At 67.2% G+C, this 21,629-nt stretch carries 15 protein-coding genes; 4 read left to right on the top strand and 11 right to left on the bottom strand.

The window, feature by feature from the left end:
* Window positions 1–71: 71 nt before the first annotated feature.
* The 4 genes from J2805_RS02810 to J2805_RS02795 all read right to left on the bottom strand — a co-directional run bounded on the left by J2805_RS02810 (window position 72) and on the right by J2805_RS02795 (window position 5,147).
* Window positions 72–956, bottom strand: coding sequence for a class II fructose-bisphosphate aldolase (locus tag J2805_RS02810; protein WP_309968800.1), 885 nt, complete (start codon window positions 954–956; stop codon window positions 72–74).
* Window positions 956–2,422 (bottom strand): GntP family transporter, encoded by a 1,467-nt coding sequence (locus J2805_RS02805; protein ID WP_309968797.1) that lies wholly within the window; start codon window positions 2,420–2,422, stop codon window positions 956–958. Before J2805_RS02805 ends, J2805_RS02810 begins: the two co-directional genes overlap by 1 nt.
* A 225-nt stretch (window positions 2,423–2,647) precedes the next feature.
* Window positions 2,648–3,550, bottom strand: coding sequence for an NAD(P)-dependent oxidoreductase (locus J2805_RS02800; protein ID WP_309968794.1), 903 nt, complete (start codon window positions 3,548–3,550; stop codon window positions 2,648–2,650).
* Window positions 3,551–3,614: 64 nt separating this feature from the next.
* The gene (locus J2805_RS02795; RefSeq protein ID WP_309968792.1) at window positions 3,615–5,147 is read right to left on the bottom strand and encodes a four-carbon acid sugar kinase family protein; all 1,533 of its coding nucleotides are present in this window, start codon (window positions 5,145–5,147) and stop codon (window positions 3,615–3,617) included.
* Window positions 5,148–5,298: 151 nt separating this feature from the next.
* Between J2805_RS02795 and J2805_RS02790 the strand changes: the two genes are divergently transcribed.
* On the top strand, window positions 5,299–6,009 hold the full coding sequence (locus J2805_RS02790; RefSeq protein WP_309968789.1) for a FadR/GntR family transcriptional regulator: 711 nt from the start codon (window positions 5,299–5,301) through the stop codon (window positions 6,007–6,009).
* A 67-nt stretch (window positions 6,010–6,076) separates the two neighbouring features.
* Here J2805_RS02790 and J2805_RS02785 read toward each other — a convergent pair whose 3' ends face one another.
* On the bottom strand, window positions 6,077–6,334 hold the full coding sequence (locus J2805_RS02785; RefSeq protein ID WP_309968786.1) for a metal-sensitive transcriptional regulator: 258 nt from the start codon (window positions 6,332–6,334) through the stop codon (window positions 6,077–6,079).
* 178 nt (window positions 6,335–6,512) lie between these two features.
* Here J2805_RS02785 and J2805_RS02780 point away from each other — a divergent pair, with 178 nt between their 5' ends.
* On the top strand, window positions 6,513–7,367 hold the full coding sequence (locus tag J2805_RS02780) for an SGNH/GDSL hydrolase family protein (protein ID WP_309969119.1): 855 nt from the start codon (window positions 6,513–6,515) through the stop codon (window positions 7,365–7,367).
* A gap of 158 nt (window positions 7,368–7,525) precedes the next feature.
* Entirely contained in the window at window positions 7,526–7,735 is a 210-nt protein-coding gene (locus tag J2805_RS02775; protein WP_309968783.1) for a dodecin, read from the top strand.
* A gap of 79 nt (window positions 7,736–7,814) precedes the next feature.
* On the opposite strand, the gene J2805_RS02770 is transcribed toward J2805_RS02775, so the two are convergent.
* The 6 genes from J2805_RS02770 to J2805_RS02745 form a co-directional block, all read right to left on the bottom strand.
* Window positions 7,815–8,012, bottom strand: a complete 198-nt coding sequence (locus tag J2805_RS02770; RefSeq protein ID WP_309968780.1) for a hypothetical protein — start codon at window positions 8,010–8,012, stop codon at window positions 7,815–7,817.
* A gap of 155 nt (window positions 8,013–8,167) precedes the next feature.
* Window positions 8,168–9,889: a serine/threonine-protein kinase gene (locus J2805_RS02765; protein WP_309968777.1), complete on the bottom strand. Its 1,722-nt coding sequence runs from the start codon at window positions 9,887–9,889 to the stop codon at window positions 8,168–8,170.
* Window positions 9,886–12,363 carry a transglutaminase-like domain-containing protein gene (locus J2805_RS02760; protein WP_309968774.1) on the bottom strand — a complete coding sequence of 826 codons (2,478 nt, stop codon included), beginning with the start codon at window positions 12,361–12,363 and terminating at the stop codon, window positions 9,886–9,888. The genes J2805_RS02765 and J2805_RS02760 overlap by 4 nt, the downstream gene beginning before the upstream one ends.
* The gene (locus tag J2805_RS02755; RefSeq protein ID WP_309968771.1) at window positions 12,360–13,562 is read right to left on the bottom strand and encodes a DUF58 domain-containing protein; all 1,203 of its coding nucleotides are present in this window, start codon (window positions 13,560–13,562) and stop codon (window positions 12,360–12,362) included. Before J2805_RS02755 ends, J2805_RS02760 begins: the two co-directional genes overlap by 4 nt.
* The gene (locus J2805_RS02750; protein ID WP_309968768.1) at window positions 13,556–19,615 is read right to left on the bottom strand and encodes an Ig-like domain-containing protein; all 6,060 of its coding nucleotides are present in this window, start codon (window positions 19,613–19,615) and stop codon (window positions 13,556–13,558) included. The genes J2805_RS02755 and J2805_RS02750 overlap by 7 nt, the downstream gene beginning before the upstream one ends.
* 53 nt (window positions 19,616–19,668) lie before the next feature.
* The gene (locus J2805_RS02745; protein WP_309968765.1) at window positions 19,669–20,574 is read right to left on the bottom strand and encodes a helix-turn-helix transcriptional regulator; all 906 of its coding nucleotides are present in this window, start codon (window positions 20,572–20,574) and stop codon (window positions 19,669–19,671) included.
* Window positions 20,575–20,750: 176 nt separating this feature from the next.
* Between J2805_RS02745 and J2805_RS02740 the strand changes: the two genes are divergently transcribed.
* Window positions 20,751–21,596 (top strand): aldo/keto reductase, encoded by an 846-nt coding sequence (locus tag J2805_RS02740; protein ID WP_309968760.1) that lies wholly within the window; start codon window positions 20,751–20,753, stop codon window positions 21,594–21,596.
* The last annotated feature ends 33 nt before the right edge of the window (window positions 21,597–21,629 follow it).

Below are 21,629 nucleotides of genomic sequence, written 5' to 3'. Positions count from 1 at the left end.
CCCGCCCGGAGTCTTTGTCCATTCATCGCGGGATTATGCCCCTCGAAGTCGCGTTATGTGGGCAAAAACTCCTACTTCGTGAGGGTGGACAGGGCTCCGGCGGCGAAGCCCTTGGCCGAGGCGTTCCACGTCGCGAGCAGTCCCTGGAGGTTCTCACCGTCGGCACGGTACGAAGGCGTCTGGTCCTCCAAGGTGGCCAGCACGCCGGTGCGGAGTTCGGTGTTGAAGTTCACCTTGCCCACGTTCATGGCGGCGGCCTTGACCAGTTCCTCGGCCGGAATGCCGGAGGCGCCGTGAAGGACCAGCGGGATGTGGGTGCGCACTGCGATGTCCTGCAGCACGTCCCAGCGCAGCTGCGGCTCCCCCTTGTACTTGCCGTGCACGTTGCCCACGGCCACGGCCAGGAGCTGCGCACCGGTGCGGGAGACGAAGTCCTCCACCTGGGCGGAGTCGGTCAGCCCGGCGGCGCCTGCGCCCGCTTCGACGACGGCGGACCCGGGCGCGTCCACGCCGAACGCACGGTCCTCGTCGCCGGCCAGGCCGCCCAGTTCCGCTTCAATCACGACGTCGGCGTGGCCTTGCGCTGCCAGCACGGCGCGCCCTTCGCGGACCAGCGCGATGTTTTCCTCGTACGGCAGCGACGATCCGTCCACCAGGACCGAATCCGCTCCCGCCGCGACGGCGTCGGCTATCACCCGGAGGTCCGAGGCGTGGTCCAGCTGCACGGCGATGGAAACACCGGCAGAGTCCGCCAGCCCGCGGAGCGCCGAAATGAGCCGCAGGCCGTTAGGGGTGGCGGCCGTCTTGGGAGCCACCAGCAGGATGGCGCCGCGGCCCGCCTCCTCCGCCGCCTCCACCACGGCCAGGGCGGTGGTGAAGTCGTAGCAGGTGAAGGCCGGGACGGCTGCACCCTGCTGGAGGGCGGAAACTACCAGGTGGTCGAGTCGGGCACGCATCAGGCGCTCAGGCCTCCCACCAGGATCCAGGCGACGAAGGTCAGGGCGAAACCCGCCAGGCCCAGGATGGTGGTGAGGACGGTCCAGGTTCGGAGGCCGTCGGACACCGTGAGCCCGTAGTACCGGACCACGGTCCAGAAGCCGGCATCGGTCACATGCGACAGGCCGAGCGAGCCGAAGCCGATGGCGATGACCAGCACGGCGATCTGGGCGGGTGTGTAGCCGCCTTCAGCCACGGCCGAGGTCAGGAGGCCGGTGGTGGTGACGATGGCGACGGTGGCCGAACCCTGCGCTGCACGCAGGGCGAGGGAGATGACAAAGCCGAGCACGATGACCGGCAGCCCAAGGTGGTCCAGGGTCTGGGACAGTGCGGCACCGATTCCGGAGGTCCGCAGGACCTCGCCGAAGACACCACCGGCGGCCACAACCATCAGGATCGAGGCGATGGGAGGCAGGGCGCCCTCAAAGATCTCGCCGGTCTCGCGCAGGGACCAGTTGCGGCGGACGGCCAACAGGAAGAAGGACAGGCCAACTGCCACCAGCAGGGCGAAGAACGGGTTGCCGATGAAGGCGGCGAGGCCGTACCAGGAGTTGTCCTTGGGAATGGTGAGCGTGCCGAGGGTACCGATGAGGATCTGGACGATGGGCGCGGCGATCAGGAAGATGATCAGCGCAGGGCGCGGCGGGGCGATGGCGGCGGCGCCGGGGCCGTCGTGGCCGACCTTCACGAGGGAGTCGGATCCGAACTCTTCCACCTGGGCCTTGACGGACGGGAGAAGCTCATAATCCTTGCGGTTCATGATGCTGGCAACCCAGTAGGACAGGAAACCGAGCGGGATGCAGATCAGCAGCGAGATGAGCGTGATGAGGCCGATGTCTGCGCCGAACACACCGGCGCCTGCGACGATGCCCGGGTGGGGCGGCACGGCGACGTGGATGGAGAGCATGATGCCCGCCATGGGCAGGCCGAACTTGACCGGGTGGACGTTGGCGATCTTTGCGAAGGCGTAGACGATGGGGACCAGCACGATGATGCCCACCTCGAAGAAGACCGGGATGGCCACCAGGAAGCCGACGGCGGTGAGGGCTACCGCCACCCGCTTGGCGCCGAGCTTTTCGGTGAAGTGGGAGGCCAGTGACTGGACGCCGCCGGAGACTTCGATCATCCGGCCGAGCACTGCGCCCAGCGCAATCAGCAGGGCCACCTTGCCCATGGTGCCGCCCACACCGTTGGCCACAACGGTGAAAACATCCTTGAGCGGGATCTGCGAGGCCACGGCCACCAGGATGCTCACTGTCAGCAGGGCCACGAAGGCCTGGATCTTGAAGCGGATGATCATCACCAGCAGGATGGCGATGCCAATGGCAGCAATGGTGAGGAGCAGTGGGGTGCCAAGTTCTACTGCCGGTTTGATGGCGGGGGTGTCAGCCGCCCGCACTATCAGGGGGTTCATCAGGTGGTTCATGACGGTGTCTCCTTTGACGAGCCAGTCTTCCAGAAGACGGGCAATCAGGCGCTAACTATTTCTGTTGGGGACGCTCTTGAAGGGGAACGCTGGGGAGGTACGACGACGGCGGAGGGGGGACCGCCGTCGTCGGGCTTTAGTTGTCCTGAGTTTTTGTCCGGATAAAGGCGCCAAAAGGCGTCCGAAGTCGCGTTATCCGGACAAGAACTCCTGAGGGGCGGGTGGTTAGGCGGTCCGCTTGGTGGGGGCGACAACCTTGATGACGGCGGAGTCGTCGGCTGCGGCGAGGCCCTGTGCCTGGCCCAGGAGGTACAGCTGCTCGGCCGCGGCGGCAACGGGAGCCGCGAGCCCGGCTGCGCGGGTGGCCTTGCCCACGATGCCCATGTCCTTGACGAAGATGTCCAGCCGGGACAGGACCTCGGCGCCTTCCTCTGTGTAGGCCTCGAGGATACGGGGGCCGCGGTTGGAGAGCATGAACGATCCGGCCGCGCCGGCTTCGAGGGCCTTGAGGGTCTTTTCCTGGTCCAGGCCGAGGGCGTCGGCCAGGGCCAGGGCCTCGGCGGCGGCGGCGATGTGGACGCCGCACAGGAGCTGGTTGACGGTCTTGAGGGCCTGGCCGTCGCCGGGCTTGTCGCCCACCACGGTGAGGGTGGAGGCGAGGAGCTCCAGCGCCGGAGCCGCCTTTTCGCGGGCTTCCGGCGAAGCGCCAACGACGATCAGCAGGTCGCCTTCGCCGGCGCGCTTGGGGCCGCCGGACAGCGGTGCGTCCACGAGCTCGACGCCGTATTCGGCGAGCTTGGCCACGGTGGCCGGGATGGCTTCGGTGCCGACTGTGCTGCCCAGGATCACGACGGCGCCCGGCTCCAGCACGGAGGCCACGCCGTTCTCGCCGAAGAGGACGTCGTTGAGCTGTTCACCGTTGCGGACTGCCAGGAGCACGGCGTCGGCTCCCTTGGCAGCTTCGCGGGCGGTGGCGAAGGTTCGGATGCCGGCCTCTTCAGCGAGCTTCAGGCGCGGCTCGGCGATGTCGAAGCCGTGGACGGTGAGCTGGCTGGCCAGGCGGGTGGCCATGGGCAGTCCCATGGCGCCGAGGCCCAGGACGGTGACGGTGTAGGTGCTGGTGGTCATGATGTTCTCCTGTGAAATTTGGGCCCACGCCGGCGAGGGCCCCGGCCCGGGGAGCCGGTGCGGACTAGAAGGTGTTGCTGAGCTTGCGGGTGACCTCGGCGAGGGACTGGTCATCGCCCACGTTGCCGGCGAACACGATGTACGGGATGCCCTTGGCGGGGCCGTCCACCGGCTCCCACAGCGAGACGATGCCCGGGAGCATGGGGCCGCGGACAATCGCGTGCCGGATTTCCAGGCCGTGCGCGGCGACGTCAGAGGACGTAATGCCGCCCTTGGCGATCACGAAGCGCGGCGGGAAGGTCTTGAGCGTGCGGTTCACGACGGCGACGACGGCAGCGGATACGGTACGGGCTATCCGCAGGCTTTCGGCGGCGTCGTCGGTCCTGATCAGGAGGCGGCTGGTGTGCAGGATGACGTCGCCTTCGCGAAGGGCGCTGACGACGTCGGCCACTACCGTGCCGATGTAGCCATCCGCTGCGTTTTCAGCAGCTGTGTCGGTCTCGGCCAGGAGACGTTCGACGTCGATCTCGATGATGCGTGCGGCGCTGTGCTGTTCGGTGAGGGCCTTGAGTTGGCGGGTGGTCACACCGACGTGCGAGCCGACCACGATCAGGCCCCCGGCGGTGGAGGGAGTGTTGCCGGCGTAGGCCTCGTCCGAGGTAAGCGCTGTGCGGATTTCCTGGCCGATGCGGCCGCGAACGAAGGGCGGGCCCACGCGGTAGAGGAGCTTCTTGCCGCGGTGTTCTGCTTCTTCCAAGCCAAGCGCCAAGGCGCGGAAGTCGTTTTCGGTGACGATGTCCGCCACGATCGGGGTGGAGTCGGTGGCGGATTCGATGGCATCCGCGATGGCCTTGGCAGAGATGGCGGGGTCTCCTGCGGCGGCGCCGGCACGGATGGTGTTGAGGTCCAGGACAATCACGGAGCCAGCGGCGAACCGGCCCTGTGACTTTTCCTCCACATACTTGGCCATCTCGGAGTTGGCGAAGCCGAAGCTTGCGTCCTTGGCGAATTCAGTCTCGGCCACGGGAGTGAGTTTGCCGGTGTCCGCTCCGGTGCCGCGCATGTAGTGCACTCCGCCGATGGTGACGCGGCCGGCGTCGGGGAATGCCGGAACGATCACGACGCCGTCGGTGACCTCGCCGGTCGCCGCGGCAATGGTGGCGGCAATAACGTCAGGTTCCAGCGGGTAGTGGCCGCGAAGGGTGGAATCGCTCCGGCTGACGAACCCCAGGCGGAGCATGGAATCGGCGCCTTCTCCCCCGGTTGCCCCGGCGGCGGCCAGGGCGTTGCGGACGATTTCCTCGTTGCGGGCGGCGGCCTCTGCCGGGTCCAGGCTGCGGGTGTTGGTCAGCACGTAGACGGCGGGCTTGGTCTTGTTTTCCCGGATGTGGGCGAAGGCCCAGGTGAAGTCGGCGACGTCCCAGCGGGTGAGAACCGGCAGGTCCGCAACGGACTGCGTGCCGGTGGGGTCGTCGTCGAGCACTACGAGCACTCGGGGCGAGGCTGCCGACGACGCCGCGACAGCGTTGGCAACCAGCTCAGCGGGAATCTCGACCTCTGCCGGGAAGGCGGCCAGTACATCTGCTTCAAAGGGCACTTTGCACTCCGTTGTGTATGAAATCTCTACTGCGGTTAGGTATTTGTAAGATGTCTGACATCTAACATTTGAATGCTAGTGTGGCACAAGGCACAGGGACGCGCAAGTAGACTTGTCGGACAAATCGTCGCTCAGCGCGGAACGGGGAAAATTGGCACGGAAATCACTGGTCGGCGTGGTGGCCGATGAACTTCTGGACCGGATCATTGCCGGCGAGTTCCCGCCCGGAGCCAGCGTCCCCGGCGAGCTTGAACTCAGCGCGAAACACGAAGTCAGCCGCATGACCGTGCGTGAGGCGATGAAGACCCTGGAAGCGCAGCGCATCCTGAGCGTGGAGCGGGGACGGGGCACCTTCGTCAATCCGCTCAACCGCTGGGCCTCGCTGGAGGCAGTCCTCCGCGCCGCTTCGGAGGGCAAGAATGACGCGTCCGCGGCCATCCAGCTCATTGAGCTCCGCCGGATGCTGGAGACCGGGGCCTGTGAACTGGCGGCCGGACGCATCAGCGACGCCGAGATTCAGACCCTCTACGGCTATGTGGCGGCCATGCGCAGGGCTCACCAGTCGGACGATCTGCCCGCATTCGTGGAAGCGGACCTCGCCTTCCATGACGTAATCCTGCGAGCCTCCGAGAACGTCTTTGTGGCCGTCCTGTTCGAACCGCTGCACCGGGTACTGGAGAAGCGCCGGACGCAGACGTCCAAGTTCCCGGACATCCAGGAGCACGCCATCGGACACCACCAGGCAATTGCAGAGGCTCTTGAATCACGCGACGCCGTGCGCTCCCGCGGGGCCATGGACGCCCACATGCAGCAGACCCTGGACGACCTGAAGACGTACGTCCTGGAGGCGAAGAGCGCCTGACCCGTGCGGGCCGGGCTCACGCCGGCCCGCCCGGGTCAGGCTCACGCCGGCCTGCTGCCGGTGCCTGCTAGGCGAGGGAGAGGAAGAGCTTCTCCAGTTCAGCCTTGTCCAGGCTGGGGTCCTCCTGCTGCATGCACTGCTGCAGGCCGGTGGCAATGATGGAGAATCCGGCCCGGTCCAGGGCACTGGAAACTGCGGCCAGCTGCGTGACCACGCTCTTGCAGTCGCGGCCCTCCTCGAGCATCCGCGTCACAGCCGCGAGCTGCCCCTGCGCACGGCGCAGCCGGTTGATGACAGGCTTCATCTCGGCGGGATCGAGTTCCATTGCTTCCTCCGTGGCTTCAGGACTCCCTTCATCATATACCCCCCTTGGTATTTCCTTAGGCCTCCCGGGAGGCAATGCAGCATCACGAACAGCGGCAGCTGGGTCCGCCGAATTGCGCCCTTCGGCCCTGTTTTCCGCCGAAACAGCGGGCCACCATGGGAAGGTGAGCACGTTCAGCATTCCCGGACCTGCGCGGACTCCGTCCGTGGCACACACCCCTGTGCCTCATCCGTGGAACCGCTTCGTGGCACTGGGGGATTCATTCACCGAGGGCTACGGTGATCCGGAGCCGCGGAGCCCCGGCGGTGTCCGGGGCTGGGCTGACCGGGTCGCGGAAGAGCTGAGCGTGGGCCACCGGGGTTTCGCCTACGCCAACCTGGCGGTCAGGGGCCGGCTGCTCCAGCAGATTCTTGATGACCAGGTGGGTCCGGCACTTGAGCTCAGGCCGGACCTGGTCACCCTCTCCGCGGGCGGCAACGACCTCGTGTTCCGGGGCGGCGATCCGGACAAGCTGGCCGAGAAACTGGACCCGGCAATAGCACTGCTCAGTGCAACCGGCGCAACGGTGGTGCTCTTTGCCGGACCGGACTGGGGGACCATCCCGGTGTTCAACCACATCCGCGGCAAGGTGGCCATTTTCAACGAAAATCTCCGCACCATCGCAGCCAGGCACGACGGCGTGGTGGCCGACCTGTGGAGCCTGCGCCAGCTGACCGGTCCGGAAATGTGGGATCCGGACCGCCTGCACTTCTCCCCTTTGGGCCACCACACCATCGCGGCCATGGTGCTGGAGACACTGAACGTCCCACACACCCTGCAGCCCCTGCAACCCAAGGTCCTGCCGACCGGCAGCTGGAGGCAGGCCAGAAGCAGTGACCTGGTGTGGGCCAGGGATTACCTGTTCCCGTGGGTGCTGCGCCGGGTGCGGCAGCGCCCCGCCGGCCCCGGCCTGACGGCAAAACGCCCGGAACCGGGCCCGGTGTTCGGGCCGGGGATGCCGCACGGACCGCTTCCGACCGGTCCCGACCGCTGAGTGCTGAGACGTCCCGACCGCTGAGCGCTGACGCACGGTTCCCCGCGACCCGGATGTCCGATGGCCGCGGCGAAACCCTAGGCGTTCCGCCCACCGTCCGCTAATCTGCAGGGACGGCCCGCAGTTCCGGGTGTCAATGGAGATTATGAGGAGCGAAGTTGTCGAATCACACCTACAGCATTTCTGAAATTGTCGGAACTTCCAATGAGGGCGTGGACGACGCCGTCCGCAACGGGATCGCCGAGGCCGCGAAGACCCTCCGCAACCTGGATTGGTTCGAGGTCAAGGAAATCCGCGGGCACCTGGAAGACGGCAAGGTGGCCGACTGGCAGGTGACCATCAAACTGGGCTTCCGCCTGGAGCGCTGATTTGGGCAGCGCTGCACTGCAACACACCGCTGATTACAGCGCGGCAGCGCGGCAGCGCCAATCACGGCACGGCAGCGCCTCAGCGGGAGGTAACGCCCGCTGTCTCGCGGCGCCATACGGTGGGCGAGCCGTTGTAGGACGGGAAAATGTGTCCTTCAAAGAACGTCTGTCCGTCATGCGGTGCGTCGTCAGGAGCCCACAGCCCGGACACCGGGCAGTGGGTTCCTGTGGCGCCGGCGGTGGCCACGCGCTCTCGGAGCAGTGCGATGCGCTTCATCGTTGAATCCCATCCTTGGTAGTGAAAAAGGTCTATCCCAAGGCTAGGAAACCGCGCGCACTCCCCCAATGGGCGTTCATCCAGAATCAGTGCCGCACATCAGGCAAGTGCACAGTTACGGCGGTGAGCGGTCGCCGCGGTGATGGGCCGACGGGTCAGGGAACGCAGGCCTTAGCCGGTTCAGGGGTGGCTTGGCCGTTGCTGCGGCGGATCACCACTTCGAGGCAGGTCTGCTCGTCCGGGCTGGCGGCCAGCACCGCCCGGGCTTCGCTTGAACTGCTGTACTCGCCCGTCTTCAGCACGGACACCGCCCGCCACATGTACACGTCGCCCTCGGCTGGGGCGGGGTTTTCCCAGGTGAAGGTCACGCTTGCGCCTGCCTTCGTTCCCGCCAGCTTGGCCGGCGCCGGAACTGCGCTACCCGGGGCGACCGGGTCCAGCGGTCCGTCAAGAACAGCCGCGGTCTCCGGCGCACTGGGAGGCGTGGGGACGCCATTGACAACCACCACCCCGATCACGGCGGCCGCAACCAGGACCCCTCCGGCGGCCGGCAGCAGCCACCTGGGCAGGCGTGCAGGCCCGGACTCTTCATCGGAGTCGGGCACCGGCTCGGACTCCGGTTCAGCGGGCCGAAGTTGCGTATCCTCCACCGGCAAAGGGGTGAAGGGCGCCGGCCGGTCCCATCCCGTCCCGGCGGCGGTCACCGGACCGGCAGCAGGAACAGCCGACGGCGGCGGCGCCGCGGGCAGGGCCATCGGCGCAGCGGGAAGGACCGGCGCCGGCGAAGCGGGCGGGGCGGTAGCAGTACTTGCGTCGTTCCGGCGGGCAACCGTGGTGTCCCCGCCCGTTCCCGGAAGACCGGGTCGTTTCGGCCAGGAGCCTGGTGTGGCCCGGGGCGCCGTGGCGGAGCCGGTGGGTGCGGCCAGCGGCTCGATCGAGACCACACCGCGAATACGGGTTGCGTCCTCGGCGGAGTCGTCGCCCGGGTGTTCGGCGTCCTGGCCGTCGTCGAGCACTTCAAACCGTGTCACGGCCAGGCTGAGTTCCGCCTGGACGCGCTGCAGCGCGAGGGCAAAAGAGTGGGCGGACGGGTACCTGGAGCCGGGCTGCTTGGCCATGGCAGTGGCCAAAATCTGCTGCAGCGACTGCGGAACGTCGATCCGGCCGAGGTCCGGCAAGGGCATGGATGCGATCCGGGACATCAGTTCCCGCGGCGACTTGTTGCCTCCCGGAACCGCGAACGGAGAACGGCCGGCCAGCAGGGTGTACACCGTGGCCCCCAGTGCCCACACGTCCACCTTCACGCCGTCGGAGTCGGAGCGCTGGAAGGCCTCCGGAGGGGACCAAGGGATGGACATCCCGCCGTCGTCGTCTGCCGCTGCATCGGTGGTGCCGGAGATCCCGAAGTCGGTCAGCGCGGGACGGTTATAGTCCGTCACCAGGATGTTGGCAGGCTTGATGTCGCGGTGGGCGATGCCGGCCCGGTGGGCGGTTTCGACGGCGGAGGCAACCTGGATGCCCACGGCGAGGGCGTCGTCCACGCTGAAGCGCTGGCGCCGAAGCCGGACGTCCAGGTTGGGTTTGGAGCAGTACTCCATGGCCAGGTAGGAGTGCCCGGAAGCCGTGACGTTCGCTTCGTAGATCGTGACGATGAACGGGTGCGTGGAAAGCTGCGCCATCAGGTTTGCCTCGGACTCGAACCGGCGCCGCGCGCCGTCGGTCTTCAGGTCGGAGAGCAGGACTTTGACGGCCACCTTGCGGCGCGGCCTGTCCTGTTCATAGAGGTACACATCGGCGAAACCGCCGGATCCCAGGTGCTGCACATACTGGTAGCCCTCGATGGCCGGCGGCGCGGCGGGCCCGCGTCTGCTGCTCATGTCAGTTCCTCCCGAGTTGATCCTGCGTCAGGCACTTCCGTTGGCGGCGATTTCCGCGGCCGAGGCACGGCTGCCGCCAGTCGGATCCACACTGGGCTTGCCAGTATCCGAAGCTGCGAGCCCAAGCCGGCTTCCGCCAGGGAACGGAGGGAGAACCTGGCCCGCTGCCGCCGCCAGAAGCCCACCGAGCCCGTTATCTGTTTCAGTGAAGAGTCCACATCCGCCCAGAATGCGCGGATGTCCTCGTCGGTGGGATCCCCCGCCGCGAACACGGCCTGGTCCGCGCGGCGGGCCAGGAGCACGGTGGCGGAGCCGCTGTCGGGGAACGCATCCGCAAGGTTTGCGGCGTTTTCCCGCCTGGTGGCACCGGGGGCCACGCGAGTGCCCAGGTCTGTTGCCGTACTCATGACCTCGCTCCAGCCGCCGCTGATGCGGTCGGCTGCAGTGCCCGCGGAGGCGCGGCGCTTGCGGCGCCGCAGCTTTAGCCAGGCAATGAGCGCCAGCGGAAGGAGGAGGACGGCCACAGGAATCAGCCCGACGCCGACCGCCATGAGGATAGGTCCGAGGAAGGCCCAGAAGCCCTGCTGCTTTTGTTCGGCGTCCTGCGCGTCGGGGGCGGAGTCCGGGGGCAGTTCGGCCGGCGGCTGCGGCGGCGGGGGCGGCTGCAGGACCTGGGGCTGGGGCTTGGACTTGGGTTGCGGGTCAGGAGGGATGGGCACATTGTCCTCGGAGGGCGTCGGGTTGAAGGGCACCCAGCCCGCTCCTTCGAATGCCACTTCAACCCATGCATGGACGTCGTCGCCGGTAATATCCACCGTGCCGGATTCCTGTGGTTCCTTCGGGTCCGGGTAGAAGCCCATCACCACACGCGCGGGGATGCCCAGTTCGCGGGCCATGAGGGCCATAGCCACCGCATACTGCTCATCGTCGCCAACCATCTGCTTGGCGCTGAGCATGGCGGAAATGCGTTGGGCACCGTGCCCGGACAGGCTCCGTGCCTCACCGTCCAGTCCATGGCTGAATGCGCCCTGCTTGGACAGCGCTGCTTCCAGCTTGCGGACCCGCTCAATGGGCAGCGATGAATCGCCCACGAATTCATTGGCCTTTGCCGCCACGATCTGCGGCACGCTTTCGGCCGGAGGAAGGGGAACCGCGGCAAAGTCTGCCTGTTCCAGCTCGGACTCAGCGGGGAGCACGGGGTAGGCAACGTCCATGCTGTAGCTGTCCCCGGCCTGGAGCCTGGCGGTGGTAATGGCAGTTTCCGTGGCGGCGCTGAAGAAGAGCGAGTCTTCAAGTTGCCTGGACCTGGCGCCGCCGAAGCTGACGCCCAGCAGGTTCCCGCTCGAAGGCAGCCAGACCCCCTTGTAGGCTTCCACGGTGACTCCCACCGCTGTGCCTGCTTCCTGTCCGGCACCGTTGCGGGCCTGCGTGCCGGCAGCACCGATGGCGTCCGCGTTACTGATGGGAGAGAAGTTACTGGAGCCGCTCCCGTACACGTCGAACACCACGCCATCGTAGGAGTCCAGCGTTGCCACCCGGATCCGGGCGCCCTCGGGAAGGCCGGTAACGGCGAGCAGCTTGCTGTCCTTCTGGTTCTTTACATAATCCCGAAAACTGGCCAGCGGACTGGAATAGTCCCGAAGGTCCAGTGGGGGAACCACTACGTCACGCAGGATCTGGCGGGTGGTGGCAGCCGCCAGTGTCGGGGAAGCGGCCAGCGCCACGGCACCCGCTATGGCAAGGAGCCCCACCTGGAAGAGCACCCGGCGCAGCCTGGCCGCGCCAGTCAGCACCGACGGTGACGCCTGGCCGCGGACGACGGCTGCCGGTGCGGCCGCTGCACGACGGCGGTATGCCAGCCACGCCACCGAGACGGCCACGAACAGCATGCCTCGGACTGAAGCCAGGGTGGAGTCGTGCGTGCCCATCGCCGTTGCCAGCAGGATCAGTCCTGCCGCCGGAAGTACCGACCATGCAGGCCTGCGCAGCCGCCAGGCCATGGTTCCGGCAAGGAGGGCGGCCACGTAGGTGCCGAGGAACGGGACCACCAGCAGGCCGTTCCCCACACCCACCGGCGGGGCGCTGGTGAGGAGCTGCTTCCAGGCGAGGACCACGCCGGCAATGATGGTCCGCAGCGATTCAGGTGACGGCAGCACGCCGGCGATGGCCTGGCCCGGGGCGGCGAGGCTGCTTCCGAACAGCAGGTAGGCCAGGACAGCCAATGCCAGGGTTAGCAGTATCCCCAATCTGTGCCGTGCCGAAAGCTGGGCGATTGCCAGGCCCAGGACAATCCCGCCGAAGCCCGCGAGCAGGAAGCGCCAATCGCCGGCAAAGGTGGAGTAAAAGCCGAGCATCCCGGCCGCCAGCAGTGCGCCGAGCGCGGCCGTGTCCAGCCACACAGTGCGTGATCGGAAGGCTGGACGTGTGCGCGGAGCGCGGCCCGTGGAGCGGTCCGCGCCGGCACCCGGCCTCATGCCACGGCTTTCACGAGCAGGCGGGGAAGTTCGGTGAGCTCGCCGAGCGTCAGGACCGTCAGGTCGCCGATGGCCCGGCGGTCCAGCGCCGCACCCGCCTGGCACCTGATGGCAAAGCAGCGCACGCCGGGAGGAGCGGACGCCGCCGCTGTCCTGAGCTGCCCTGAAGTAACGGACGTGCCCACTACCAGGAACATGACGGAGGCGTTGGGGACGGCATCGCCGGTCAGCCGGGCCACATCGGTGGCCGTGATGCGTGACTCCGCGCCCACCAGGCGGGTCATGCCATCCAGCAGCACGCGGGCAGTGTCGGTGCGGAGCCGTCCGTCCTGGGTCAGGACGCTGACCTCGCGCTGCTCACGAATGGCCTGCTTTCCGATGGACGCCGCAGCGGAAATGGCCAGTTCCAGGTCTTCGCCGGCAGCATATTCGTCAAGGTTGGTGGAGAGGGCCATCGCCAGGTGGGACCGCCGCGTCTCCTCGAACTGGCGCACCATGAGCTTCCCGGTGCGGGCGGTGGTTTTCCAGTGGATATGGCGCCGGTCATCGCCCGGAACGTAGTCGCGCAGGGCGTGGAAAGACACATCGGCGTTGGTGAGGTTGATGGTGGGCAGGCCTTCGAGGTCGCGGATGAGCCCGTCGGCGGAACCGGCCAGGGACACCGTGCGCGGGTGGACGAAGAGATCCACGGCGTCGGTGAGGGTGACCTGGCGGCTCAGCAGCCGGAGCGGGTCCGCGCGGACGGACCGGACCGGACCCACCTGGATCACCGAGCGGACGGCTGTGGGGATGGTGAAGAGGTCCTCATGGATGTCCTCCGGCTTGAGCCGCGGGACGGCGAAGGAGGCAGTGCCGGCGCCCACCGGAAGTTCGATGGCAGCCGGGAGCAACGGGCGTGCCGAGGTGTTGGACACCGTGATGCTGCCAACTGCCATTTCCCCCACTTCCACCCGGGTCTTGGCGAGGTCCATGGCCACTCCGTAGGACGTTCGGCCCACCACGAAGACGGCAGCCAGGAGGACCAGCGCCAGCGCAGCTGCGGCGGCGGCGATGGTTTCCTCCCAGCCCAGGACGGCACCGGTGATCCCGAAGCCCAGTCCGGCGGCCAATACCTGCCAGCCCAGTACAGTGACCAGTTCAAGGGCTGCGGGCCGGGCGGCCAGAAGCGTACGGCCAAGGCCTGCGGCGGCGGTCAGCACGGCGGAACTCCCGAGTCGACAGGACCGTCGCTGGGACGAATCCAAAGATTGTTGATGGCCTTGTACCAAATGGTGCTGGTAGTGCCCGTGTCCTGGCCGGTGTTTCCGTCATAGATCCTGTACGGGGCACCGTTCGTCACGCATTGGAGCTGCACCCTGGTTCCCTCCGCCACGAACTGGCCGCCGCCCGCGGCGCAGTTCGCGGGCGTGTCGGACGCCGTGGTCTGGTTCGTTGGCCATTCGCAGGTCCCGGGGCTCTTGGTACCGTTCTGCACGGTCATGTACTTCGCGGGGGCGGTCGAGCCGGAGGCGCTGGCGGAGGTCCGCTGCCCCAGGTCGTCCACAGTGGTCACAGTGATGCTGACAGACTGGTCATAGCCGTTACCTGCCGTGACTGAACCCCCGCCTGCGCCCAGGCTCGCTGATTGTCCGTCCGAAGTCTGGTACTCCAGCCGGACGATGGCGCGACCGTTGTTGGCCACCGCTCCGACGTCGAAGCGGACTGTCGTGGTGACGGTGACGGGGTTGATGCTGGCCGCGAAGGGCTTGCCGTACGGTGCCACCTGGTTGGAGTTGGTGACCGGGCCTTCGAAGGTGGCACCGTCCATGCTGTTCACTGCGCGCACGCCAATGGTGTAGTTGCCGTTGTTCGGCACCCCGCTCCGCACCACCTTGTCAGCCGGGAGGGCCAGGAACCCGCCGCCGTTGACCTGATATTGGTATGTGGGCGTGGCCCCGTTTCCGGCGGCCGGCTGGAAGGCCAGCTGCACGGCGTTGTCCAGCGGGCTTGCCTGCACTGCGGGAACGGCTCCCGGGGCGCCGAAGGCGCGCTTGGGATCCGACGGCGGGCTGGCCGCAGAGCTGCCGGCTTTGTTCTTGGCCACCACCGTGAACGTATAGTCCGTAGCGGAGTTGCCCACTGTCATGGCAACGCTTAGCTGGCTGCCCGAGACGGTGCTGCTGGTGACGGCGGCGCCGCCCTGCAATGCAGTCACCGTGTAGGTGTCGATGGGGGCGCCGTTCTCCGCCGCAGCCGGCCAGCTGACGGCCATGATGGATTGCGATCCGCCGGAGCTGGACCGCGTGGTGCCGGGCTTTCCCGGGGCCCCAGGCAGGCCAGCAGGGATTTCGCTGGCCGAATACGCGCTCCAGTCAGACGGTTCCGGTGCCTTGTTGGAAGCCTGGACCCGGACCTGGTAGGGAGTGCCGTTTTCGAGTCCTGTCCACCGGTACGAGGTGCCGGCGATGTTGCTGGTCCGGACGTTGCCGCCCGGAGGCGCAGGCGAGATCTCCAGGTTGTAGTTTTCAACCGGCGAGCCGGGGCTGTTGGGCGCGGCCCAGTTGACGGTGAGTTCCTTGTCCCCGAACACCAACGTGGGTTCGGCCGGCGCGTCCGGTTTGGCGTCAGGGCGGGCAGGCGCGGAAGCCGGCGACGCCGGGGAGTCCCCTACCTCGTTGGTGGCGATCACCGTAAAGGTGTATTCAACGTTGTTGGTCAGGCCGTTGAGCGTGCAGGTGGTTGCCGGGCACTGCTGGGAGAAACCGCTGCTTCCGGAGACCTTGTAGCCGGTGATGGGCGAACCGTTGCTGGCCGGCGGGGACCAGTTCAGGACTACGGTCCGGTCCCGCACTTCGCTCACCGTGGGCGTGGCCGGCGCGTCGGGCCTGTCCTTGACGGTGAGCCGCACGCGGCCGTCCACTTCCCGTTCAGCGTCCTGGGTTTTGTCCTGGACCCGGTAACGAACCACCAGTGTCCCCACGAAATTATCGGCAGGGGTCACGTTTATGGCCTCCCCGTCCACACTGGCCGTGCCGGTGCCCGTTTCGACGACGGCACTGAGGATTTTCAGGGGCGTTTCCGGGAACGGGTTGCTGTCGTTGTCCAGGACGTTCACGCGCTCAGGCTCGCCGGCCCGTGCATTGGCCACCACGTCGTCGTTCACGCCGGCAAGGGGACGCTTGGACGCCACAACCTGGACGTTGACGGTGCCGCTGACCGGCGTGCTGCGGCCGTCAGTGACGCTGACGGCCACGGGAAGGCTGGCGCCCTGGGGGGCGCCGTCGGCTGTCGCCTTGAGTGTGCTTCCGTCAAGGGAAACCTTGAGGCCTGCCGGAGCGGAGCCGGACAGGGCAAAGGCCAGCTTGTCTTTGTCCGCCTCGTCCACGTCGCTCGCCACCTGGCGGAGGTCAAGGACCGCTTCCTCACCGGCCGCTGTTTCCAGGCTCCCGCCGGCGAACACGGGCGGGTGGTTGCGGGCAGGATCCGGGAGGACACGGATGCCGATAGTCAGCACGGCCATCCTGCCGTCGGGATCGTCAATGCTTGCGCCGTCCGTGACTTCGAAAGTGACGGCTGCCGGTCCGGAATAGTCGTCCGCGGAGGTGAACAGCAGTGTTGTCCCGTCCTTGACCAGCGGCGCACCGTTGGAGGCAACTGCCTGGACCTTCGCATCCTGCGTGAGCCGGGGAGTTTTGCCCGCACGCACCACTACCAGTTGTTGCAGGTCCATGGTGAGCTGCTGCCCGCTGACGACTTCCAGCGGGGCGCTGCTCTTCAGGGCCGGGCGCTGGTCCTTCATCCCGGGGAGCATGATGAAAGCCGTGGAGGACAGGTTGTCCACGTCCGTGACGGTGTACGGGATGATCTGGGATTCGTCGGTGAGCGTTACGGAGACAGTTCCGGCGTCCGTAACGCGGGCCGAAGGAGCGGGCTGCGGAAAACTGATGGCGAGTTCGCTGGCCACCCCGTCGGCATCCTCGTCGTTTTTGAGGACGGGCACGTCCACGGCCGTCTTGCCCAGGGTCTCGGCAAAGGTCACGCGGTCATCCCGGGCGACCGGTGGCAGTTGCGGCGCGTCGTTGCTAACCACCACTTTCAGCGTTCCGACGGCGGAGCCTCCGCGTCCGTCACTGATGCCGTAGTGGACATTCACGGTCCCCGGAACGGCCGGTGCGGTGAGCTGGACCCGGCCGTCCTTGACTCCTGCCGCCAGTTCCGGCGCGGCTTCCAGACCGTTGCCGACGAGGACGACGGTATCGCCGTCGGGGTCGGCGTCGTTGGAGAGAACGTCCGCTGCGATATGGCGTCCGGGAAGCACGGTGATGGTGTCCTCAGCCGCAACCGGGTTCTGGTTGGCTCCGGGTGCCGGGGCGATGCCCACCACCACGGACGCGGTGGAACGTGCCCCGAAACGGTCCTCCACCACATAGGAGAAGATGTCCTGGCCGGAGGCATTCTGCGAGGCGGTGTACTCGATCCAGCTGGCGCCCACCGCGGCCGTGCCCTTGCCCGGGGCCTGCTCCAGCCCGATCAGGGTGACGGAGTCCCCGTCCGGATCGATTCCGTCCAGCGGAATACTGATTCGGGAGGTTTTGCCGGCTATGACGCGGGCGGTGACCTTCTGCGGCAGCGGGCGGGAGTTCTGCTCGGCGCCGCCGCCCCTGATGTGGATGGTGACCTGGGCGGAGTCCTCCTGACCGTCCGGCCCCGCCACGGCATAGATCGCGTGGACGGTAGTGGCTTTGGGGCCGGCCTTGAACCGCAAGAGGTCACCGGAAACTGCCAGCAGGCCGTCAGCGGGATCCACGCTTTGGATCAGGACCGGGTTCAGCCGGAGCTTTGAGCCGTTGGGGTGGCTGTCGTTGGCCAGCACGCTGATGGTGGCTACGTCGTTGGCGCGTACGGTGACCTCATCCGGCGTGGCTTCCGGGGGCTGCAGCTTGCTCGGTGCGGGGACGGGCACCACAGTCACTTCGCCGGTGGCGCTGGCCGCTCCGTTGGAGGCCGTGTACGTGAAGCTCGTGGGGGCGGTAAGGCCCCGGACGTCCGTGATCCGCAGGATGTGGTGGTCCAGCACGGCCACGTTGATTGCGGTGTTCTTCGGCTGGCTGACGGACTGAATGACCAGGACGCCACCGGCGGGATCCGAGTCGTTCGCCAGGGCGTCAATGAACACTTCGCCGCCAACAGGCAGCAGGGCAAGGTCCGCAACGGCCACCGGGGGCTCGGCGCTTGCGCCGGCCGGGCTGATCTCAATCCGGATGAGTCCGGCGGAGCTGGCGGGACCGTTGGTGACAAGGTACGTCAGGTAATAGGTGCCGGGGTTGGCGGCCCGGAAGCCGAACGTTCCGGACTGGTAGTCGGGGGTGACGGTGAGGTCCGGCGGGCTGTCCACCCGGGTCAGGCGCAGGCCGCTGCCGGTAGGGTCCAGGTCATTTGCCAGCGGGGACACCACCAGGTCCTGCCCTGCGATGCCGGCCGCGTGGTCGGCGTTGGCCTTGGGCGGGAGACTGCCCTTGGCGCGGACGTCAACGATCAGTTTGCCCTCGGTCTGGGCCCGGCCGTCGGACACCACCAGGGCCACTTCCTTCTTTCCCAGGCTGGTGCCCACGTCCTGGAAGGTGAGTTGGCCGTCCGGGCGGATCCGGACCTGGTCCCCTTCGCTGGATGTGGTGGCTGCCATGAGGAGGAGGTCGTCGCCGTCTGGGTCTATCCAGTCGGTGAGCATGTTCTGGCTGATGCTCTTTCCCTGCTCCAGCAGGATGGTGGGCACGCGCTTCTGGGTGGGGCCTTCATTGCCGGCCCTGTCCTTGACGGTCAGGGTGACCCTTGCGGTTGCCGTCCCGCCCCGGCCGTCATTGGCCTGGTACTGGAACGACGCCGTTCCGCTGGCGTCCGCGGGGACGGTCACCTGCATGCCGGTGCCGTTGTAGACGTTCTGCAGGGTTCCGACGGCGGGCGCCTCGCCTTGCAGCCGGGCGGTGAGGACGTCGCCGTCGGGGTCGGAGTCGTTGTCCAGCAGCGGCAGCAGGGTGGTGCGGCCGGGGCGGACGCCGAACTGATCGTCCACCGCCGCGGGCGGACGGTTTTCCTTGGTGCGGTCCGGCAGGGTGTCCACCGGGTTGCTTTCTGCAGCGTCCTCGTCCTGGTCGTCCGATTTGTCCGGCGGTGGGATGACGTCGTCCCAGTTGGAGACGAGGCGCATATTTTCGGTCACAAGCCACACGTCCCCGGAGTAAACGTCGTTGAGGACCACCACGTTGCGGTTGACCCGGAAGACAAAATCGGCACGGGCGCCGGTAGAGGGGATGTCCTGGCGGGTGTTGTCACTGGCGTTGTCGCAGTCCCGCAGGTATTTTCCTGAACCGGCCCACGCCGCGTAGAGGCAGGAGCCCAGGCGCACCGGCGCAGCCGGCGTTCCCGCGGCCCCAAGGTCCGTGACTGTGGCTGGGGAGCCGTCCAGCGGCTGTTTGACCAGGGCCTCGGCGGTGGCCACGGCCACGAAGGAAGCGCCGGGACCGCTCTGCTGGAGTTTGGCACCGGCGGGATCTGCCAGTTGCACCCTCTTCCCGCCGGGCAGGTGGAGGGAACCGGTGGCGGGATCCAGCACGACGGGTTTGTCCCCCACTGCGGCGATCTGGGCGTTTTCGATGTTCCGGAGGTCTGCGTTCTGCTCGACTTCCTGGGATGCGACGGCACCGTTGGCGTCCGGCTTCAGTGTGATGATCTCGCCCTTGGCGGGGTTGGCGGCATAAACCGTGTCATCAGGGCCCACGGTGGCCGCCAGGCCCTTGGCGTCCGTGAGGACCGGCTCGGCGGAGGCGGCGTCGAAGGATCCCAGCGCGCTGCTGTTTGTCAGCCAGAGTGCGCCCTTGTCCGGACTGGCCAGGGCGATGGATTTCTGTCCGAAGCTCACGTCCACGGGTGATGGCAGGGCTTGCGGCTGCCCGAGGGCAACGTCAGTGACGCTGACCGGGCTGAGCGAGGATTTGCTCCGGTCCGAGAGGAGTACGGTGCCGGCGTTCTGCAGCACGTCGAAATCAGGGCTCGCGGCAAGCAGGCCGCCGTCGAGGAGCTTGGACTGGTAGTTGAGGTGGCCCACCAGGTTCTTGCTGGCGTTGGTCACCCAGACGCCGCCGTCGTTCAGGTCAACCTGCGTGACCGTAAATCCCGGATAGATGACCGCCGCTGCGGCAACCGCAGCCAGTGTCGAAAATGTGGTTGCCGAGGCCAGGACACGCCTCTTCCGTTCCACCCATGAACGAACGCCCATAGCTCCCCCATTCCATAGGTAGCTGCATCCTATCGGAGGGCTGGCTGCAGGGCCTATTCGTCAGGAGTGAGTGCTTCGCTGCCGGTCACAAACACAGGCGCGGTCCCCGGCGCCCCTTCGGTTTCCCCGGCGCCGAAGCTGCCCAGCAGCGTCAGGGAATCGGCCGACGCCGAACCGGGCTTTGCGGAGAACACCCGGAGGACCTGGTCCGGGTCGTCAGGCAGCACCAGGTTTTCAAAGTTCAGTTCCAGGTCCCCGACCACCGGGTGATGGAGCCGGAGGCTGCCGGCTGACGGCGCTGCCACCCTGTGCCCGGCCCACCATTGGCGGAAGTGTTCGCTGTGCACGGCGAGTTCTCCCACCAGTTGATTGGCCTGGGCATCATTGGGGTGCCGGCCCACGTCCACGCGCAGGGCACCGACGGCTTCGGCCGCTACTGTCTTCCAGTCCCGGAACAGGTCCCGGGCGCGCGGCTCGAGCATCAGCCAGCGCGTCAGGTTCCGCTCCCCCGCCGGCATGGCAGGGAAATCGGCAAACAACAGGAAGGCCAGGCGGTTGCCGGCCAGGACATCGCTCCTGCGGCCCAGGACCAGCGCGGGGACATCCCCTACGGCACCCAGCAGCTGGCGCAGCGCCGGACGGACACCCTGGGCCGGGATGGGCGGCCGCTGTGATTCGGCGCAGTGCTCCAGGAGGTCCATCATGTGCGCCTGCTCGCTGGAGTCCAGGCGCAGCGCCCGCGCCACGGAATCGAGCACGGCCCTGGACGGATGGATGTTGCGGCCCTGTTCCAGGCGCGTGTAGTAGTCCGTGCTCACGTCAGCCAGCCGGGCGATCTCCTCGCGGCGCAGCCCGGGAACCCGCCGCGCGCCGGCTGTGCCGGGCAGCCCGGCATCCTCCGGCTTCAGCCGTGACCTCATGGCTTTGAGGAATTTCCCAAACTCGGCGCTCTGACCCATGCCTTCCATTGTGCACGGCGGGGAAGCCCGCTTTCTACAACGAAGGTAGGACTGTCAGTCCTAGGAAAAAGACGAACAGGCATCCCTGCTGACAGGGCATCGCAAAGTGCATAGGCTCGATGCATAGCCTCCATGAAAGCGGTTTCCCGCGAGCCCTACGACCGGAAGAACTGACGATGTCCCAGACGAACCAGACCACCATCCCGCAACTGACCCTCAACAACGGCGTCCAGATCCCGCAACTCGGCTTTGGAGTCTTCCAGGTGCCGCCGGAAGAAACGCAGCGCATCGTCGAGGACGCGCTGGAGGCCGGTTACCGCCACATCGACACCGCTGCTGCCTACCGCAACGAGGCCGGCGTGGGCGCTGCCATCGCCGCCTCCGGCATTCCGCGCGAGGAAATCTTCATCACCACCAAGCTCCGAAACGGCGAACAGGGCGGCGCCCACGAGGCGTTCCAGAACAGCCGCAAAGCACTCGGCGTCGAGTTCGTGGACCTTTACCTGATCCACTGGCCGGTGCCGTCCCAAGGGCTCTACACCGAAGCATGGAAAGCGATGGAGAAGCTGTACGCCAACAGCCAGATCCGCGCCATCGGCGTCTCCAACTTCCTTCCGGAGCATCTGGACACGCTCCTCCCGGCAGCGGATGTGGTCCCTGCCGTAAACCAGTTCGAAATCCACCCCACGTTCCAGCAGCAGGAACTGGCGGCCAAATGCCGGGACCTCGGCATCGCCGTTGAGGCCTACAGCCCGCTGGGCCAAGGCGCTGACCTGAACGCCGCCGCCGTCAAAGCGCTGGCCGGCAAATACGGCGCCACGCCGGCCCAGGTGGTACTGGCCTGGCACCTGGCCCAAGGCACCATCGTCATCCCCAAGTCCGCCGATTCGAACCGCATGCGGGAGAACCTGGGTGCCGTCGGCGTCGGACTTTCGCCCGCAGAACTGACCGAAATCACCGCGCTGGAGTCCGGTGCGCGGGCGGGTGCCGACCCCGCCGTCGCCGCCTTCAGCCAGATGTAACCGGCCCCTGGTGGTTGGGCCTGTCGAAACCGA

Origin of the sequence: Arthrobacter oryzae (assembly GCF_031454875.1) — a bacterium.
GTDB classification, from domain to species: domain Bacteria; phylum Actinomycetota; class Actinomycetes; order Actinomycetales; family Micrococcaceae; genus Arthrobacter; species Arthrobacter oryzae_D.
Note: the sequence above shows the minus strand (reverse complement) of the source record. Positions and strands in the feature narration are given on the sequence as shown.

Excerpts from the sequence above, each read along its gene's own strand:
- J2805_RS02810 (WP_309968800.1), bottom strand. The coding sequence starts at position 956 with ATGCGTGCCCGACTCGACCACCTGGTAGTTTCCGCCCTCCAGCAGGGT.
- J2805_RS02805 (WP_309968797.1), bottom strand. The coding sequence starts at position 2,422 with ATGAACCACCTGATGAACCCCCTGATAGTGCGGGCGGCTGACACCCCC.
- J2805_RS02800 (WP_309968794.1), bottom strand. The coding sequence starts at position 3,550 with ATGACCACCAGCACCTACACCGTCACCGTCCTGGGCCTCGGCGCCATG.
- J2805_RS02785 (WP_309968786.1), bottom strand. The coding sequence starts at position 6,334 with ATGGAACTCGATCCCGCCGAGATGAAGCCTGTCATCAACCGGCTGCGC.
- J2805_RS02770 (WP_309968780.1), bottom strand. The coding sequence starts at position 8,012 with ATGAAGCGCATCGCACTGCTCCGAGAGCGCGTGGCCACCGCCGGCGCC.
- J2805_RS02765 (WP_309968777.1), bottom strand. The coding sequence starts at position 9,889 with ATGAGCAGCAGACGCGGGCCCGCCGCGCCGCCGGCCATCGAGGGCTAC.
- J2805_RS02760 (WP_309968774.1), bottom strand. The coding sequence starts at position 12,363 with ATGAGGCCGGGTGCCGGCGCGGACCGCTCCACGGGCCGCGCTCCGCGC.
- J2805_RS02750 (WP_309968768.1), bottom strand. The coding sequence starts at position 19,615 with ATGGGCGTTCGTTCATGGGTGGAACGGAAGAGGCGTGTCCTGGCCTCG.
- J2805_RS02745 (WP_309968765.1), bottom strand. The coding sequence starts at position 20,574 with ATGGGTCAGAGCGCCGAGTTTGGGAAATTCCTCAAAGCCATGAGGTCA.
- J2805_RS02740 (WP_309968760.1), top strand. The coding sequence starts at position 20,751 with ATGTCCCAGACGAACCAGACCACCATCCCGCAACTGACCCTCAACAAC.